Raw genomic sequence first — 19,263 nt, forward strand, 5'->3', positions numbered from 1 at the left:
ACGATGTTAAAGACAGTTATTTTAAAAAATAATTATCAGGATTCGATCAACTTGATGCTGCTAACAAATAGTATCAATGCTCTTGACGAAGTAACTATGAGTCAGATTATGATGGGGACTGATGCGAATAAGGACATTCTTCAAAATACCGAGCTTCTGACAAAAGAAGCTGCTTCTGCGTCACCGAATGATTTGATGATCGTTGTTGACAGCGAGCAAGAGGATATTATGGATTTGGTATTACCGGCAGTTCATGCATTCCTTGATGATTTATCCGCAAAAGGCAGCAGCGAGAAGCAGACTGCTTCGACTTCATGGCAGGAAGCACTTGAGAATTTACCGGATGCTAACGTAGCTTTATTCAGTATACCAGGGGAATACGGTGCACCTGAGATGGAAAAAGCGTTACGTAATGATCTACATGTCTTTTCTTTTACGGATAATGTAGCAATCGAAGATGAGGTTCGTTTGAAGAAGCTGGCGCACGATAGAGGCCTGCTAATGATGGGGCCAGATTGTGGAACTGGAATTATTTCCAGTATCCCAATTGCATTCACGAATGTCATCAGTCCCGGGAACATCGGTGTTGTCGGGGCCTCCGGAACAGGAATCCAAGAAGTAACAACGATTATTGACCGTTTAGGCGGCGGTGTTGTTCATGCCATTGGTACAGGTGGACGTGATCTGAGTGATAAGGTTGGTGCTGTTACAGTTAAGGATGCTATCGTTGCTTTAGAAAATCACGAGCCGACAGATGTGATTTGTGTGATTTCTAAGCCGCCGGCAAAAGAAGTGCGCGATGAAGTGGTGCAATTGTTGCAAAGTATCTCTAAACCAGTTGTTGCGATTTTCCTTGGTGAAAAACCGACAGAGCATGAAGGCAAAGTCTACCTTGCTCATACATTAGAGGAAACAGCAAAAATTGCCATGGCTTTAGCAAATGAGGAAACCGTTCAAGCAAATTATCAGGAAGAAATCGTCAAACCAGATATTCCTGTCTTAACAGAAGACAAGGTTGTCAAAGGGCTATATTCAGGTGGTACATTGGCGGCTGAAGCTGGTATGCTGATTTCAGAAGCCTTGAACTTGGAAGGGCTAATCAAAAAAGAAGGGTACATCTTGCAATCACATGGGTATGATGTCATCGATTTGGGTGATGATATTTATACGCAAGGCAAGCCGCATCCAATGATCGATCCGGATGTACGAATCAATAAAATTCACGAATATGGACAAAACCCGGAGACAGGGGTGATCTTACTTGATGTAGTGCTTGGTTATGGCGCACATCCAGATATGGCTGGAGCATTATTGCCGGCAATCAAGGAAGAGCAAGAGAAGGCAAAGGCAGAAGGTCGTGAGCTTTACTTTGTGGCGACAGTCGTCGGTACAACGAAGGACCCACAGAATTATGACGCAACTGTTCAGCTGTTGAAGGATAATGGTGTATTTGTTCAGGAAAGTAATGCCAAAGCTGTTCGTTTGGCACTAATGCTAAAAGGCATCGATTTGAATGAAGCAGATAAAGGTCAGGTTCCTTATCAAGGCAGTACGATTGATATTCCACAGGTCAGCGACAAGGTCATGGAGCTATTGAATACGAAGCCAAGAATCATTAATGTAGGTCTGCAAAGCTTCAACGAGTCGATTCAAGAATTTGGCGGTAAGTCAGAACAATTCAACTGGCGACCACGTGCTGGTGGGAATAAGAGAATGATCAAGCTTTTGAACGAGCTGGATAATCACTCAGAAAAGATCGAGCTGGAAAACCAAAAGGTAACAGATAAAATCAAGAATGCACAACCGTTCCTTGTCGATGTTGTTTTGGCTAAAAGTGTTATTCCAGAATTAAATGAGGCACAGAAAACCTTGCTTCATGCGGGACCGCCGATTCGCTATGAAGAGATGACTGGCCCAATGAAGGGTTCTTGTATCGGTGCAGCTCTATTTGAAGGCTGGGCGGATAATGAGAATGATGTCAAGAAGATGCTGGAAGCTGGAGAGATTCGCTTTATCCCTTGTCACCATGTTCATGCAGTCGGACCAATGGGCGGTATCACGTCTGCAAATATGCCGGTGCTAGTGGTTGAAAATCGTTTGGACGGCGCAAGAGCATACTGCACGATGAATGAAGGAATCGGCAAGGTACTACGGTTTGGCGCTTATTCAGAAGAGGTTGTGACACGTCTGGTATGGATGCGTGATGTATTAGGACCAACGATTGCTCAAGCCTTGAAGAAAACAGACGAAGGAATCAATCTAAATGTGTTGATTGCTCGTTCGATTACTATGGGAGATGAATTCCATCAACGAAATATTGCTGCATCTCTGAACTTCCTGAAAGAAATTTCGCCATTGATCATTGAACTGTCTATCGATGAAAAACAAAAATACGATGTCATCAAATTCTTGGCAGATACGGATCAATTCTTCTTGAACATCATGATGGCTACAGGAAAGGCGATCGTTGATACTGCAAGAAAAGGAACGAAAGGAACGATTGTGACAACGATGACGCGTAATGGGGTTGATTTTGGGGTACGAATCGCTGAAACCGGTGATAGATGGTACACCGCTCCGGTAAATACGCCGAAAGGGCTATATTTCACAGGCTTTACCGAAGCAGACGGTAATCCGGATATCGGAGATAGTGCTATCACTGAAACGGTTGGTGTTGGCGCGATGGCAATGGTCGCTGCACCAGGAGTTACACGCTTCGTGGGTGCGGGAGGCTTCCAGGACGCACTGGAAATCTCTAATGAGATGGCAGAAATCTGTGCCGGACACAATCCGACCTTCACAATCCCAACGTGGGATTTTCAAGGTGCTTGTTTAGGTATCGATATCCGTAAGGTCGTTGAGACAGGAATCACACCGATCATTAATACAGGGATTGCCCATAAAGAGGCCGGAGTCGGTCAGGTGGGTGCCGGGACAGTAAGAGCACCGCTCGGCTGTTTTGAAAAAGCTCTGGAAGCTTATGCTGAAGAGCTGGGCATCAAAATTGATGGCTAGTATACGAATCAGTGAAGGAATCTTTCCGATTGATCGGTTTGGAAAAATGGGCCGTGTGCACAGTGTATTTCAGCATTCCTTCAATATCAAAGTCGGCAAACAGTTACTAAATATTTCTAATCATCCAAGCTATTTGTCCGGCTTTGGTATCTATTTACCTGATTCATTGTTTCAAGAAATCTATCCGTTTGTTCAACAGGGAAACATTGTAAAAATCGTCAAGAATGAGGTGACGATCTATAGCTTGGCTGGTCTCAAGTCAATTTTACTTAAAGACGCAGATGTTATTTCTTTGAGACTGGCTGAACTGATTGTTCAACCGATGCAGCTGAAGCAACTGGAAAAGCAGTTGACGATGCAGCATTTAGAGAAAGCAATTGGTCTGGAACAAGATACGAAAACAACTGCTATTTTTGAGATGCTTCGTGGTGATGAAACACTTCAATCATCTACTGATTGGGCTGAGGCAGTGATTCATCTAGTTGGGCGTGGAAAAGGGTTGACGCCCAGCGGCGATGATATTCTAACCGCGTATCTTTCTATTCTGTCCATGGTTGGTGATCCACAGGCTGAAGCATTAGCTTCAGCTCTCACCGATCAGGAGCTGTCAACGACTGATATCAGTAAAGCTTATATTATCAGTTCTATCCATGGTTATGTGAACTCATTGGTTTATCAATTATTTTTAGACTTACAGAATCAGGAGAGTGCAGCAGTAATAGAGAGAGCAATCGAAAATATTCGAGCAATTGGTCATTCATCTGGAACAGATTTGTGCTTTGGGTTATTACTCGGCTTACAAAAAATTAATAGGAATGAGGAGAAATCATGGAGAATACCGCAGTAAAAGTAAATGATCACTACTGGAAAAAAGTTGTCGCCATCTTCTTTGTCGGTTGGATATTGATGTATGCGACACGGACAATTTTTAATCCGATCATGGGAGTAGTTGGAGAGGAATTTGGTTTAAGCAATACACAGTTGGGCCTGGCGAACAGTATGTTTTTCCTAACCTATGCGATTGCTCAGATTCCTTTTGGGATGATTGGGGATAAAATCGGACGTAAGCTAGTTATTGCGATCGGCTTTGTTGTGTTAGCAGCAATGACATACTTAAGTGGGATTGCAACGACATTTGTTATGTTCTTGATGATTCGAGCGTTTGCCGGAATTGGTCAAGGAGCGTACTATGGACCGCAATACGCGTTATCGACAGAAGCAATTCCAACCAATAAACGGACATTGGGGAATGCAATCATTAATAGTGGGATGGCTTTCGGGACATCAGGTGGTTACTTGCTTTCAAGTAAATTAGTTTTGGAAAATGGGGAGCATTGGAGCAAGCCTTTCTTTATCATGGCGATTCCAACATTGATCGTAGGTATTTTATTCTATACTGTTTTGAAAGAAAAGGTCATTCGTCCGGAAGATGAAGGAAAGAATCATACACAGACAGGTAAGCAGGAAAAAATTTCATTAAAATCGATTTTCTCGAATAAAAATTTACTAGCTGCTTTTATTTTATGTTTTACCAGTATTTATGCAAACTTTGTAATTATTACTTGGCTACCACAATTCTTGATTGCTGAGCGTGGCTTTGAAGGTGCGAGTGTCGGGTTTATTTCTTCTCTGGTTCCTTGGGCGTCTATTCCAGGTGCGTTGATTTTTGCTCGATTGAATGACAAGACTGGGGCAACGAAAAAATTAGTTTATACATTAGTACCACTGGCTATCTTATCCGTCTTTTCAATTGCGTTTGTGACAGACCGGACGTTATTGATTGCAATGCTGATTCTTTATGGATTGACGGGTAAGCTAGCACTAGATCCGATCCTCGTTACATTCGTTACAAAAAATGCACCCGCGGGTTCTTTAGGAACGACCTTGAGTGCGTACAATTTTATCGGTATGTCCGGTTCTATTCTGGCACCATACATCACGGGCTATTTGGCAGATTCAGTGGGATCGATGCAAATAGGGTTCTATCTATCCTGTGGGTTACTTGTTATCGGCTTACTCGCCTTTGCAGTGCTAGCTAAGGTGCAACCGTTGAAAAGTAAATAAAGAAGAACCAGTACTCTATCATTAAACTATTACGAGGAGAATTACTATGAGTTTAAATGTTATCGCTCTTGGAGGAAATGCTATTTTAGAAACAGATCCGACCGATGAAGGGCAGAAGGCAGTAATAAAGAATGCAGCAAAATCCATTGCTGATTTTGTAGAGAACGGCGAGGAGGTCATTGTCTGTCATGGCAATGGACCTCAAGTTGGCAATTTACTGTTACAACAAAAGGCAGGAGAAGATGAAAAAAATCCTGCGATGAAGCTGGATTCCTGTGTTGCTATGACACAAGGGAGTATCGGTTACTGGCTGCAAAATGCATTAATCAATGAGTTTGCTGAACGTGGTGTTGCAAAACCCGTCGTCTCTATTGTGACACAGGTCAGAGTGGATGCGGATGATCCGTCATTCAAAGAACCAAGCAAACCGATCGGACCATTTTATAGTAAAGAGGAAGCCGAAACAGAGGCTGAAAAAGATGGTTCTGTTTATAAAGAAGATGCCGGAAGAGGCTATCGAAAGGTCGTTGCCTCACCTATACCGCAAGAGATCGTTGAAAAAGAAGCGGTACAAGCATTAGTTCAAGCTGGTGTATTAGCAGTTTGTGGTGGTGGCGGTGGTGTTCCGGTGATTAGAGAGGGAAATCAATTGGTTGGTGTCGAGGCAGTCAATGACAAAGATTTTTCTGCGCGTGTATTGGCTGAAACGATTGAAGCCGATCGATTGATTATTTTGACAGGTGTGGATAATATTTATATCAACTACAATCAGCCGAATCAAAAAGCATTAGAAGAGATCACCGTTGCTGAAGCGGAGGGCTATATCAAAGAAGGCCATTTTGCAGCTGGCAGTATGCTGCCAAAAATCGAAGCGGCTGTAGGGTTCGTGCAGGGATATGCCGAGCGAAAAGCTGTGATTACCTCGATTGAAAATTTGAAGAATATCAGTGATGGTGAAGGGACGACAGTTATCGGCAAGTAAACGGGGGAAAAAGCTATGGCACCAAAACGAATTTCTATGATTACCCAAATCGTTATTGCAGTGATACTAGGCATTATTTTTGGTCTGGTTTTACCAGACGCTGCACGTTACTTGAAACTAGTTGGCGATATTTTTCTAAAATTGATGCAGATGGCAATTCCTTTATTAGTACTGGGGCAAATTGTTCAGGCGGTCGGTGGAATCAAGCCGAAAGAATTGACTAGCTTAGGTGGGCGTACGATCATGGTATTTGGTCTATCATCACTATTTGCTGCCGTCTGGGGTATTATTATGGCTGTCTTTTTGAAGCCGGGCGTCGGTGTGTCGATCGATCAGCTGGAAGATCCATCAATGAAAGCACAGGAGCTTTCGCTAACAGATACCTTGTCCGGTTTCTTTCCAAAAAATATCTTTGAGTCGTTAGCAGAAGGCTCGATCATTCAAATTATTGTTTTTGCTCTCTTTTTCGGATTAGCATTAAGTAAATTTATGGCAAGTCGTCCGGAGTCGAAGCTATTTCAGCTGATTATCGACTTCAATGAAGTGATCATCAATATTATCCACTATGTGATGTTTCTGGCACCACTCGGGATTTTTGCGCTGATCTCTTCAACAATCAGCAGTCTGGGAATAGCAATCATTCTGCCGCTTTTGAAATATCTGTTGGTTTATGGCATTGGCACAGTTTTACTATTGGGGATTTGGATAGGGTTTATCAGTCTGTATTGCCGAGTGAATCCATTGCAACTGATTCGCAACATGAAGAGCATGTCGGTCATGGCGTTGGCAACAACATCATCTGCCATTACTTTACCAATTGCTATGGAGGAGTCGCGGAATAAATTGGGGTTGAGCGATCGAATCACCAATCTGGTATTACCACTTGGTATGTCATTGAATAGCAACGGATCGGCGATGCACATGAGTATTACTGTTATGACGATCGCACAAATGTACCAGATGGATTTTGATCTACAGCGCATGATTTATCTTGCAATAACAGCCACCTTCGTTTCTCTGGCAAATGCAGTCGTTCCCGGAGCTGGACTGGTCTCGCTTGCGATCATTGTTCCACAAATGGGGTTACCAATAGAAAGTATTGCCATCTTTGCCGGAGTAGAATGGTTTGTCGGGATGCTGAGGACGATTTTAAATGTGAACTCAGATGTCTATTCAGCCATCGTTGTTGCGAAGTCAGTAAATGAGATCGATTATTCTACATTTAATAGAGGGGAGAGCTGAACGAAAGGGGGCTGGCCAAGAGTGGTCTGTTTTAAGAAATAAGCCGGAGTATCCGAAAATGGCCACTTGAAGTGAGACCTAATAGTTAGACCAACTACCAATTGGAGAAATCTGATTGGTAGTTTTGTGCTGTCAGTCTTTCCCGATAGTGAACAGGACTACAGCCAAGTTTTGTTTTAATTCAATCATAATTATAGTAATCGATCCAATGAGCAATTGCTTCTTCTAAGCTTTCAAAACTTGTATATACCATGCCGTGATATTCAATAAACCAAAAAAAGTTTTCCATCGATGCGTTATCGAAACAGTTCCCTTCTCATGACATACTTTGAAATATTCCTTCATCCGCAAATTCTTTTCGGTATTGTTTCATTTGGTAAGTCCAGCCTCTTCCTACGATTAGTTAAGAGCAAAGAGTTTATTCATGGGAGTACACGATTAAAAGATCAATGGATTGGGATGCTTGATTGATAATGTTTTCATGCATGTGTTGTCAGTTGCTCAATAAACCGATTACAGGTACTATTAAGGAGACAAGAGGGAGGGAATAACGATGGATACCGCTTCTGTAAAGCCTAAAAAATACAAAAAAAGTACTCGATTCAGACAGATCACGGGTGTATTTATGAAATACAACGTCCTGCCCAATCTCATGAAACAGACGCATCCGGAAGAGGTCAGACAGGCATTTGAAGAATTAGGGCCCACATTTATCAAAATTGGACAGATGCTTTCTGTTCGAACAGATATTTTACCCCCTGCTTATATAGAGGAACTGAAAAAACTGCAAGATAATGTGAAAACAGATGATTACTCAGAAGTAAAAAAAATCATTGAGGAGGAAACGGGAAAACCGTTGACAGCGTTGTTCTCTTCCTTTGATGAAACACCGTTAGCATCGGCTTCGATGGGACAGATTCATCGAGCAACATTGCAGACAGACGAAGTGGTTGCAGTCAAAGTTCAGCATGTTGGGATACGCGAAGAGATTATGCTGGATTTATCGTTACTGGAGCGAGCGTTGCCTCTTATTAAGTATATTCCTGAATCAAAGGTGATTGATTTGAAGGATATCTTTTTAGAGATTAAGGAGTCGCTGCAAAAAGAGTTGGATGCGCTACAGGAAGCTGCAAATGGCGAGCGTTTCTTTAAGCTGAATGACGGGTGGGATATGATCAAAGTTCCCAAAATATATTTGGAATATAGTACGCCGAAAGTGCTAGTTATGGCGTTTGTTCAGGGAACGAGCATTCGAACCTTTTTTAAAGAGCCTCTATCAACGGGGGAACATCCAACATTACGAAAAGAGTTTGGCGATACACTGGTTCGTAATTTTATCAAACAAGTATTTGAAGATGGTTTTTTCCACGCAGATCCGCATCCGGGGAATATTTTTGTTCAAAAAATTGAGAAAGCAAATCAGGAGACAAAAACGACGAAGGAGCGGCATCTTCATAAGGATTTTGAGCAAGGCGGCTTGGATTTCCTTTATCGTGAGGAAGCACCGCTACTACCCTACCGTTTAATCTATCTTGATTTCGGTATGATGGGTCAATTAAGCGAAGGAATGATCAAAAAGCTGACAGCTGTTATGGACAGTCTTTATCGAAATAACTCCAAGGCTACCGGGCGAGCGATTCTACAGATTTGCCGACAAATCGGTCCGATGGATGAAGAGCATTTTCATGAGCAGCTTGGGTCCTTGCTAGATCGAAATTATGGAGTAAGTATCGGTGACTTAAATCTCCAAACCTTATTTTTACAGATTATCGGCATTTGCCATGAGAACAATTTGCAGGTACCTCAGGAAGTGACGATGTTGATCAAGGCTGTGGTAACGTTTGAAGGGATGATTCGAGAGCTAGACCCAGATATTTCACTAGTCGAAATTTCGGCACCCTTTGCTCAGAAATATTTTACAGAGAAAATTGATTGGTCAATGGAGTTGAAGCGGGCAGCATTAGATATGCTTTATTCAGCGAAGGCAGCACCTCAAATTCCTAGCAGAGCGTTGGATGTACTGGATGATTTAGCTAAAGGAAAATCTAAGGTCAATGTTGAACTAAAAAGGCAGGATGAGCTATTAAGTCGGATCGAGGGAATGGTCAATCGACTGGTTATTGGGTTGATTTTATCAGCGTTAATCATTGGTTCATCGTTGTTGGTCGAGTTTCATGATGGGCTTACCGGGCAATTTGTTTCGATATTAGGCATTCTGGGTTACGCGATTGCGTTTTTCGCGATCCTCTTTCTGATTTACGATATCTGGCGAAAGCATCGGAAACGTAAATAAGTATTTTTTAGAAGAAGAGAAAATGAGGGCATAAAAAAGGGAGAACACCTTCTTAACCGAAGTTTAGAAGGTGTTCAAGGGGAGATAGTTAGAAAGAAGTTTACTACGCTCGTCTTTCCACTAAAGTCAGTATAACAGAAAATTTCCTGAAATTACCTTTCAATAGAGTGAGACAAATTTTTGGTTTTTGACATTTTTTTCGTCTTGTTAAATAAATCACTTACGTTAAAAGTGACTGGCAGTTCAAGGGCTTCATGTGGTGAAATCGAACAGGACTGAGTCAAAATCTTTTACATAGTACCGGATGTTTTTTCGTCCGCGCTGAATAATGGTGTGTCCTTCTTTTTCAAGCTGTTCCTTTTGGTACTCAACACCTCCAGGGAATTTCGGCTGAAGCTCACCATGTGCTTTCAGTGTACGCCAAAACGGGGTCAATTCAGTATCACGCTGACTACTGGCCCAAGCGGCAATCGATATGAAAGCACCTGCGGTTATCGGCTCAGTAAAGTCTGCATGATTTTGCTTTGCCAGATACGCTCGAATAACTGGTGTGGTGACAACTTTTCCTTTGGGGACTTGCTTCATCAGTTCATCATAAGCAAGCGGTGGAGCAAAATACATTCTCTTACCACCATATTTTTCAATGGCTTTTTGGTCAGTAATGATTTTGGTCTTCGGCATATCTTTTGGGTCTGACAACATGGCGTTAAAATCTTTTTGGTCTTCATTTGCCATAATACTTCCTCCTCTAGTTGGATTTCCGAGTGGACAAAAGGCTATCTGTCTCTTTAAGCTAAAGATAGCACAGATTTAGTTAACAGCCAATGAGACAGTTGTAAATAATTTGGTAAAAATAGTCGTTCATTACAACTGAATAGAGGAAGAGCGTGCCGATTGATTTTGTGGAATAAAGCAAAATGGATCGGCGTATTTTTTTATATATTTTTAGTAAGACGTGAGCGGTGTGTTTCTTTTATCAAGTTATCCCCAGTCAATGCAAAAAAACGTCCTAATCACTAATCTTATGTAGTGAATAAGGACGCTTTTGTGAAAGCTTTTTTACTGTGCAGGTAGTCGTTTCCGACGTTTTCTATTCTTGGTCTTTTTCTTCTGCGTCTTACCTGTAACCTTCACAAACAGGACAAAGCCGCCTATACAAAGTACGAAGAGTGTTGCGCCGATCGCAAAGCCTTCTGGGAGGTACACTAACTTGATTTCATGTTTGCCTTCGCTGACAGGGAAGCTGACGAAAGCATCCTTAAATGCTGTAATAGCGACTTTCTTTCCGTCAACGTAAGCAGACCAGCCCTTATCGTAAGGAATCGTTGTAAGAACGATCTGTTCCTTAGCGGTATTGACTGTACCAGTTGCTTTTCTTCCAGAGGTAGTCAGCTCAACGCCATTACTTTGAATAGCAGTAACAGCTGATTCAAAGGCTTGTGTATCAAGCCCAACCACTTTAGGCTCCATAAAACTGACTGCTTCAGTTCCATAGAAGCTAACAGAGAAAGTAACCGTTGTGGGCTCTTCATAATAGCCGATATTGTAGTATTGGCCAGTGATATTGATCTGTGATTTTTGACTGACACCGTCTACTGTCACAGTTGCACTGGAACTTTCTAACTGACCGAAATCTGTTGGAAATAGGCTGAGATAAGCCTGTGTATGGGCAGGAACAGTTACATTCCAAGTCAGTTCCTTCGCAACCTCACCTTGTACTTCTCGATAGGTCACAGAATTTGTGCTCTCTTCGATCTTGACGTTTTGCTGGTTGATAAGCGTTGGAGAATAGAAGGTAAAATAGGTTTGTTCTTGCTGTGCCAGATGGTTAAATAGTTCTGTCTGGCTACCCAGATTGTCATTTTCAGGCTGCTCGATTCCATAAATATCCGCATCGGTCAGAAAGCCTAGTGGTAATGCATTGCTGTTTTCATATAAGGATAGCTTTCCTGATTCTCCAGTTTGAGAAAACCCATATTTTAGAGGATCATTTTCAGCAAGATTATACTTGATGCCCATCAATGCATCCATCAATAGGGTATTATTCGGATAGCGAATATTCAAGCTGGTTCCTCTGGAACGGAAGCCTAACGAATCCAGATAAGCAGAGGAATTTCGATTTCGAATCGAAGAAAATAGACTGATGCCGCTATATCCGTAATTGATACTGTCATTTGAAGACACCGGGTTTAAATTTTCCAAACGATAAAAGGTATCGTTCTCTGTCTTTGTTTGATCCACGAGCTTCTTTATAGCTGGATAAGGTTCGCTATATAAGCTTCGCGATGCATAGTTCCAGTCATCTAAAATCCCATTGACCATGGCGCTGGTATTGATTGTTGCTTCTGCAATAACCAGCACCAGTAATAGGGTCGTCAGGTAACGTCCAGGTACTTTTTTCAGCTGATAAAAGGCGATTCCGGCAAGGTACAAAAGCAGGAACAGCACTGTGATGACGAAAGTAGTGATTGAGATATAGTCGTAGCTTCCAGTTGGTTTTGATCCTTCTGCTAAAGCAAGAAAGGCAATGAGTAGGATCGTTGTTCCGGAAAGGATGCCCAGATCATCACTCTTGAACTTCTCCCAGCCATATCCGGCCAATAAAACGACCAGAAATGAAAATAAAAAGCTATAACGGAACAAAAACATATTTGGTGCGTGCATCCCATGCCAAAATAGATTCAAGGGTGCAATGTAGAAGCTGGCGATCAAAATTGCAAAGAGACTACCGAAGAGCAGCTTGTTCTTCAATGGGATTTGCCGTGTTGTAAAGTAGAAAACAGCGAAAATCAAAGGTAGTAATCCGACATAAATAAATGGGATCGAGCCATATTTGGTCGTATCATAGACCCCAATCATATTTTTCATTACAATATCCCAAAATGCAGTTGCCTCTGTTTTGAATTTGGTCACTTCCGACAAGGTCTCCCCATTAGACAGCAGGTCAAACAATGTTGGTAGGATAATAATCATTGACGCACCACCAGCAAGAAGCGAGGTAATGCCATAAGGTAGAATCGTTTTTTTGTACTGCTTCCAATTTGTCAATAGACGAGCAATAAAATAAAGAACGGAAAAAATACCGATCATAAAGCCCATGTAAAAGTTTGCGATAAACAGCAGTAAATAACTGACGAATAGCAAGATTGGCTTTCTTTCATCCATTAATCGATGAATCCCCCAGATGACTAACGGCAGGTAGACGAACGCATCTAACCACATAATGAGTTCGGAGTGTGCAGTTGCAAAGGACATCAAGGCGTAGGGAACGCTAAGTGTGACGTGAGCCCACTTATTGATTTTGAATGTATGGGAGGCAAGGAACCAGAAAGATAGTCCTGCTGACCCGATTTTTAGTAACGTGATTAGATATAGAGCATCCGGCATATTCTGATTACTAAAGAAAAAGACGATCGGTGTAAATAGACCACCCAAGTAATAAGAAATCATAGATAGATAGTTAAGCCCCAGAGAAGCATTCCATGTATAGAAAATACTTTGTTTGCCATGTAGAACGTTATTGAAGCTGGCGTGAAAATTCGAAAATTGTGAAAAAGCATCACTGGCTAATACACTACGGCTGCTTCCAGGATAAATGCCAATACTTAGGTAAACTATAGCCATTATGAAAAAAGGAATAAAGAAGCTAGCAGCCATATATGGCCAGTTTTCCTTGATAAATCGTTGTAGTTTATTTTTCATTTAGAGACCTCACAACCCAATTAATATTCGTATACGACTAGTACTAAATAAAGGAGAAACAACTGGTTTCTATCTGTTGCTACGACTGTTAATAGAAGCCCTTTAAATAATGAGTCATTTAGTAAAATTCATATAGTACTTAGTTTAGCATATTCAAATAAAATATAGCCAATAGAAGGAAAATTTCATAAAATATTCATGAAATTTGGGTATTTACAAAGAATTATGTGTAAGGTCATGTTTGAGTAAGTAAGCAAAAAAAGAAGGGTGTCCCCAACGCACGTAGCTTTAAACGCTAAACTGCTTTGGGACCACCGTTCATTTGGATATAAGGAACTAAGACATATTGAGTCACAGTCTCCAAGATTTCTATTTATCTACTTGGTTTGCTAAAGCTCGTTTGATATGCAAGGTTAAAAAGACGACCTCACTTTCAGATAGTTGAATGTCAAAGGCGCGCTTGATGATAGTGCGTAGTTTATCCGCATGTTCAAAAGCAAGGGGATATTTTTTTTGAACAAAATCATAGAGCTCATTATTTCCAGAAGAGGTGTTCTCGTTTTGGACAAGTCGAAAGGCAAGAAATTGGATATGGCGGAAAAAACTGGGCTGCGTCTTTTTCAACGAAGCTGGCGATGTTTTTAACTGCTGTCCGATAATTTTTGCTAAGTAATCCAATGCATCAACAAAACGATTCACGTAAGGAAATTGCCAATTTGAGTAAATGATGATCTCTAGGAGCTGTAGAAAATCATGTGTAGTAAGTGGTCTGTCAGAGTATGTCCCAATGATATATACAATTTGTTGGGTAAATAAATATTCCGCTTCAAAAAACAGATGGATAATGGGAAATTGACGTTCAGAAAGTGTAGAAGTTGCCTCACTTGCAGTAGTCAAAAAATCATAGAACGCTTCCTCGAAATAGAAATCTGAACGAAAGAGCCGGCTCTCTTTGTAATACGCTGAAACCAGCTCAAATACGGGTGAATCGTTTAATGTTGCAGTTGTAAATAAAGAGGTAGTTTTTGATGATTTACACGTAGTCATGATTGTTATCTCCTTTTCTAGAGTAGTAGGTTTGATTTTGTCTTGTTGAAAAAGAGAGACGCATCTTCAAAATACGTGAGGGGTATTGGTTGTCTCTCATATAATTTTCTAGCGATATCTCTTTCATTAGTTTTAGTGTAAACTGTCTAGTAACTGGACAGTCAATTGATTTATAACACTATAAAAAAAGAAGCGGAGGGTCATGGGATGAATGACAAAGCAGATTACCTATCCATCAGCGAATTTGCAGCGCTGTCTGGGATAAAAAGAAAAACACTGATTTACTATGATCAAATCGATCTTTTGAAGCCGCGAAAAGTCAGTGATAAGGGGTATCGTTATTACCACTACCATCAACTTTATGCGATAAATATGATTATTTTTTTCAAAGATATCGGGATGTCTTTAGAGGAAATCAAAGAGTACAGTCAACTGCAATCAGCAGATCAGATTATTGCATTGATTCAGAACCAGAAAGAAAAAATCAGACAGAAGCAGCTGTATTACAATCGAATGGAAAAGATGGTGGATCTTCAGATTCAATCACTGAAGGAAACGGAGCATGTTGATTCAGATTCGATTGCATTGACATACCATGAAGAAGTGCCGTTATTTTTCAGTGACAAAAGCTATCACAGCGTAAATTCTCGAGTGTCTGTATCGTTAAGTGAGTTGTATCAGCAATGCAGTGCGGCCGGCTATGAATTTCCGTATCCATCCGGAATGGCGATTTTCATGGATGAGACCTATATAGTAGAAAAGTCTGCCACTCGGTACTATGTTAAAGTACCCGAATCAGTTGCAGTCCGTCCAAAAGGTCGGTATTTAGAGTACTATGTTCGGGGACATGCGGAATATCAGATTGGGCATGAGAAGTTGATTGAATATGCTAGAAACCATGGATTTTCTATGACCAATACGTTGTATATAGATTTCATTCAAAATGAGTTAGTTGCTGAAAATTTTGATGATTTCATTATGAAAATGATGATTCAGGTTGAAGGAAATGAAAAGGAACAATAATGGAAGGATGTACTGATTTTTGAGAAGCGCTTATGCTATACTATTGTGAAAAAAGTCAAAATGGCTTTTGAATGGGAGTGAAGAGATGGGAGAGATCAAGCTAGTGGTTCCTACGATTACTTATGAGGAACAAATAATTGCGTACAGAAATGAATTTTTAGAAAATGGAGATAGCATGGATGGGACGTCCTTTTTAAGAGAGTATGAACAGGTTTCGGAATGGTTGGCATTCATTGACAGGAATAGTCGTGAGGAAACAGTGACTGAAGGCTTGGTTGTAGCAACGGAATTTTTGGCTGTTCGTTCCTCCGATAATCGGCTGGTAGGGATGATCGATGTTCGTCATACATTAAATGATTACCTTTTAAAATTTGGTGGGCATATCGGTTATTGCGTGCGAAGAAGTGAGTGGAATCAGGGATATGCTAAAGAAATGCTGCGAGTAGCATTAGATTATTGCCGTACGATTGAGCTGAAAAAAGTGCTTGTTACCTGCGTTAAAACCAATCCGGCTTCTGCAAAAGTCATTCAGTTTAATGGCGGCAAATTGGAGAATGAGCTTGTGGATGAAACAGATGGAGAAACGGTTCAACGATATTGGATTACGTTGTAAGAATAACGAGGTTGTGACAAACGCGCTCAGCTTCAAGCAATAAAGCGGACCATCTAAAAATATGAGTAAATATTTTTAGATGGTCCGCTTTTTTCTCAGAACTTAGCATGTCTGGCACAATTTCTTTTCCACATGTGTATAACTTATTTTAACCATTGTTCGACTTTTTCGTAATCTGAGCCAATATCAGCGAGAGAATGGCTGTCAGAACCATAGATTAAAGGAATCCCTAAATGACGGGATTTTTCTAAAATCCAAGGCTGTGGATAACTCTGTGCATAACCTTTTTTTCGGAAGCCGGCAGTGTTTAAATCAAGCTGATAGTTTCGTTCTTTCACTTGCTGTAATAACTCATCAATCAGAGCCACCGTTTTTGGCGAATAATCTGTGGGTTCTTCAAAAAATCGTTCGAATTTCTGACACAGAGAAATGTGCCCCAAGCGTGTCGGCTTCCAGCGACCAAGGTCAGCGTTTAAAGACTGTAAAACCCTTTGATAGTATAGGTTTTGAGCGTTTTGAAACGAACCTGAGGGCACGGTGATTCCATCTCGATATTCCTCAAAAGAATAGTCGATTCCTCGTAGGCCATCTTGCCCCGGAAGAAAGTGAACAGATAGAACACCATCGTCGGTTAGAGGACCATATTCATTCAGAAAATCGGTTGTCCAACCTTCAAATTCAGGGAAGTAATCAACCTCAAAGCCAATGTGGATAACTATATCCGAAGCATATTTTTTTCGTAGAATAGTCATTCGTTTGAAATAGTTATCCACATCGTTTAACGCCATAGAAGCAGTTGTCCACATGTCCAGATCCCCAGCCGCGATATCCTTGATTGCAGGGGGTAACGGTGCATGCTCGGTGATGCTATATTCGTTGAATCCTAACTGAATCGCTTTTTGAATGAGAAGCTCTGTGTCTTCCACGGTCCCGTGTGGACAATATTCAGTATGTGTATGTCCATCATATTTCATAGAATAGCCTCTTTTCTACTGTCGATACTGACCGTCACCATAGACAATGTATTTTGTCGAGGTCAGCTCAGCTAAGCCCATGGGCCCTCTGGCATGTAGTTTTTGTGTACTGATACCGATTTCTGCACCAAAGCCAAAGACGAAACCGTCTGTAAAGCGTGTCGAAGCATTGGCATAGACGGCAGCTGCATCTACTTGTTGCAAAAATTGCTGCGTCGCAAAATAATTATCGCTGATGATGCTTTCAGAGTGCTTGGTATTATATGTGTTAATGTGAGTAATGGCTTCATCTAAGGAATCCACGACTTTAACAGCCAATATATAATCCAGAAATTCAGTTTCCCAATCGGATTCAACCGCAGGAATTGCATCTTGGAAAATGGCTAAAGCTTGTTCGTCTGCTCGTAATTCGACGTTGTACTCCTTTAATGCCTGTTCAATCACTGGTAAAAATTCTTCTGCAACATCTCTGTGGATAAGTAAGGTTTCAGCGGAGTTGCAGACGGAGGGACGCTGACATTTTGCGTTGACAATAATATCTGTTGCCATTTTCAGTTGCGCATCCTTATCGATGTAAACATGACAGTTCCCTGTTCCAGTTTCGATTACCGGAACCGTTGCTGTGTTTAAGACTGTTTTGATCAGATTCGCACCTCCACGGGGAATCAATACATCCAGGTAACCATTCAAAGTCATCAGCTTTTGTGCCGTTTCTCTGGAGGTGTCATTAACAAATTGGATGGCAAATGGAGAGTGGCCTTTTTCTTCCAACGCTTTTTGTAAGACAGAAACGAGTACCTGATTGGAATGAAAGGCCTCTTTTCCACCTCTCAAAATCACTGCGTTCCCAGATTTGAAGCAAAGACTGGCAGCATCTGTTGTTACGTTTGGTCGAGATTCATAGATGATCCCAATTACTCCTAATGGAACACGTTGCTTCCCAATCATCAATCCATCTTCGTTTTTCCACATTTTTTCGACTTCACCGATTGGATCATCCAATGCCGCTACTTGCCGAATGCCGTCAGCCATGGCAAGTATACGCTCCTCTGTCAGACGCAAGCGATCGAGCATGGTTTCTGAAATGCCGTGGTCAGAAGCGGCAGCCAGGTCTTTTTGGTTGGCTTTCAGAATTTCCACAGTATGCGCTTCAAGCTGTTCAGCCATATAGACCAGCAGTCCATTCTTTGTTTTTGTATCCATCAATCCAAGGGTGAATGAGGCGGCTTTTGCCTGTTTCCCCAGCTGTATTAAATCAGTCATGTTTCTTGCTCCTTTCATGCTATAAAAATTAATCAAACTTTTTTTGTTTGATAGGTGACAAAGTAGTCGATTTCTAGGTCAATGGCCCCTCGATAAAGAGGGTACCGATCGTTTTCCCTGCCAGAATATCAAAAATGATCTGGGGCTCTTTGCCATTCGCCAATACCATCATACTGTTGTGTGCCAACACGCGCTCAGCAGCTCTCAATTTACTATACATACCACCTGTGCCAAAGCGACTGCCCTTTCCACCAGCTTGCTGTAAAAGAGTTTCGTCGATCTGATGAATCTCCGAATATAAAGCAGCCTCTTTATTGGTGATCGGATTATCCGAAAAGAAGCCATCTATATCAGAGAGCATAACCAACGCGTCTGCATTGATCAGTTGAGTAACGATTGCTGACAGCTGATCGTTATCGCCAAATTTTGTCAGGTGATCCAGTTCGTCAATTGCGACTGTATCATTTTCATTGATGATGGGAATGATTCCCATCTGCAGCAGCTGTTCCATCGTATTGACAACATTTCGGCGACTTTCAGGAAACTCAATGACATCTCTGGTTAACAGCAGCTGACCAATCTGTTGGCTATAGACTGAAAAACGCTGATTGTAGATGTTCATCAATTCAGTCTGACCAACAGCAGCAACGGCCTGCTGTTCGGGGATGGTCGGGGGTCGCTGATCCAGATTCAGCTTGTTTAAGCCGACGCCAATGGCTCCGGATGAGACAAGAATGATTTCTTTTCCTTGATTTTTTAGATCAGTCAAAGTAAATGCCAGCTGATCGATTGCCTTCAGGTTGATGTTGCCATTTGGGTAAATCAATGTACTGGTACCAACCTTAATGACGATCCGTGTTGCTTTTTCTAACTGTTTCCGCATAATATCCCTCCGCTTGTTCCCTGATAAATAAACCTGTAACAGAAGTGAGTTTCCGTCCATGTTGCAGTTGAAATGCCCAGTCGAAAGAGTTGGCAATGTCTAGCTACTCATTCATAGGGGTCAGAACAGAAGCTTCTTGAAACAACTACTTGTCTTTCAATC

14 protein-coding genes are annotated in these 19,263 nt (G+C 41.4%); 8 read left to right on the forward strand and 6 right to left on the reverse strand.

Features of this window, described 5'->3' with window-relative positions; all coding sequences use genetic code 11:
* Positions 1–3 precede the first annotated feature (3 nt).
* The 6 genes from fdrA to A5888_RS13010 all read left to right on the forward strand — a co-directional run bounded on the left by fdrA (position 4) and on the right by A5888_RS13010 (position 9,596).
* Positions 4–3,015, forward strand: a complete 3,012-nt coding sequence (gene fdrA / locus A5888_RS12985) for a DUF1116 domain-containing protein (protein WP_086348472.1) — start codon at positions 4–6, stop codon at positions 3,013–3,015.
* Positions 2,981–3,862, forward strand: a complete 882-nt coding sequence (locus tag A5888_RS12990; protein ID WP_339101645.1) for a DUF2877 domain-containing protein — start codon at positions 2,981–2,983, stop codon at positions 3,860–3,862. Before fdrA ends, A5888_RS12990 begins: the two co-directional genes overlap by 35 nt.
* The gene (locus A5888_RS12995) at positions 3,844–5,079 is read left to right on the forward strand and encodes an MFS transporter (protein WP_086348473.1); all 1,236 of its coding nucleotides are present in this window, start codon (positions 3,844–3,846) and stop codon (positions 5,077–5,079) included. Before A5888_RS12990 ends, A5888_RS12995 begins: the two co-directional genes overlap by 19 nt.
* Positions 5,080–5,125: 46 nt before the next feature.
* On the forward strand, positions 5,126–6,061 hold the full coding sequence (arcC, locus tag A5888_RS13000) for a carbamate kinase (protein WP_086348474.1): 936 nt from the start codon (positions 5,126–5,128) through the stop codon (positions 6,059–6,061).
* Positions 6,062–6,076: 15 nt separating this feature from the next.
* Complete coding sequence (locus tag A5888_RS13005) at positions 6,077–7,303, forward strand: dicarboxylate/amino acid:cation symporter (RefSeq protein WP_086348475.1); 1,227 nt, start codon at positions 6,077–6,079, stop codon at positions 7,301–7,303.
* Between the two features lie 553 nt (positions 7,304–7,856).
* Positions 7,857–9,596, forward strand: coding sequence for an ABC1 kinase family protein (locus A5888_RS13010; RefSeq protein WP_086348476.1), 1,740 nt, complete (start codon positions 7,857–7,859; stop codon positions 9,594–9,596).
* A 252-nt stretch (positions 9,597–9,848) separates the two neighbouring features.
* On the opposite strand, the gene A5888_RS13015 is transcribed toward A5888_RS13010, so the two are convergent.
* The 3 genes from A5888_RS13015 to A5888_RS13025 form a co-directional block, all read right to left on the reverse strand.
* A complete protein-coding gene (locus tag A5888_RS13015) occupies positions 9,849–10,331 on the reverse strand; it encodes an MGMT family protein (RefSeq protein ID WP_086348477.1) in 483 nt (160 codons plus the stop codon).
* Positions 10,332–10,655: 324 nt separating this feature from the next.
* Positions 10,656–13,298, reverse strand: a complete 2,643-nt coding sequence (locus A5888_RS13020; protein ID WP_086348478.1) for a YfhO family protein — start codon at positions 13,296–13,298, stop codon at positions 10,656–10,658.
* Positions 13,299–13,667: 369 nt separating this feature from the next.
* A complete protein-coding gene (locus tag A5888_RS13025) occupies positions 13,668–14,345 on the reverse strand; it encodes a PRD domain-containing protein (RefSeq protein ID WP_086348479.1) in 678 nt (225 codons plus the stop codon).
* Between the two features lie 207 nt (positions 14,346–14,552).
* Here A5888_RS13025 and A5888_RS13030 point away from each other — a divergent pair, with 207 nt between their 5' ends.
* Both A5888_RS13030 and A5888_RS13035 read left to right on the forward strand, forming a co-directional pair.
* Positions 14,553–15,368: a MerR family transcriptional regulator gene (locus tag A5888_RS13030; protein WP_086348480.1), complete on the forward strand. Its 816-nt coding sequence runs from the start codon at positions 14,553–14,555 to the stop codon at positions 15,366–15,368.
* 85 nt (positions 15,369–15,453) lie between these two features.
* Positions 15,454–15,981, forward strand: coding sequence for a GNAT family N-acetyltransferase (locus A5888_RS13035; RefSeq protein WP_086348481.1), 528 nt, complete (start codon positions 15,454–15,456; stop codon positions 15,979–15,981).
* 143 nt (positions 15,982–16,124) lie between these two features.
* Here A5888_RS13035 and hisJ read toward each other — a convergent pair whose 3' ends face one another.
* From hisJ to proB, 3 genes are all read right to left on the reverse strand, one after another.
* Complete coding sequence (hisJ, locus tag A5888_RS13040; RefSeq protein ID WP_086348482.1) at positions 16,125–16,955, reverse strand: histidinol-phosphatase HisJ; 831 nt, start codon at positions 16,953–16,955, stop codon at positions 16,125–16,127.
* Positions 16,956–16,970: 15 nt separating this feature from the next.
* Positions 16,971–18,218: a glutamate-5-semialdehyde dehydrogenase gene (locus tag A5888_RS13045; protein ID WP_086348483.1), complete on the reverse strand. Its 1,248-nt coding sequence runs from the start codon at positions 18,216–18,218 to the stop codon at positions 16,971–16,973.
* Between the two features lie 73 nt (positions 18,219–18,291).
* Positions 18,292–19,101: a glutamate 5-kinase gene (gene proB / locus A5888_RS13050; protein ID WP_086348484.1), complete on the reverse strand. Its 810-nt coding sequence runs from the start codon at positions 19,099–19,101 to the stop codon at positions 18,292–18,294.
* Positions 19,102–19,263: the final 162 nt, after the last annotated feature.

This window comes from Enterococcus sp. 9E7_DIV0242 (genome assembly GCF_002140975.2).
Taxonomy (GTDB): Bacteria; Bacillota; Bacilli; order Lactobacillales; family Enterococcaceae; genus Enterococcus_L; species Enterococcus_L clewellii.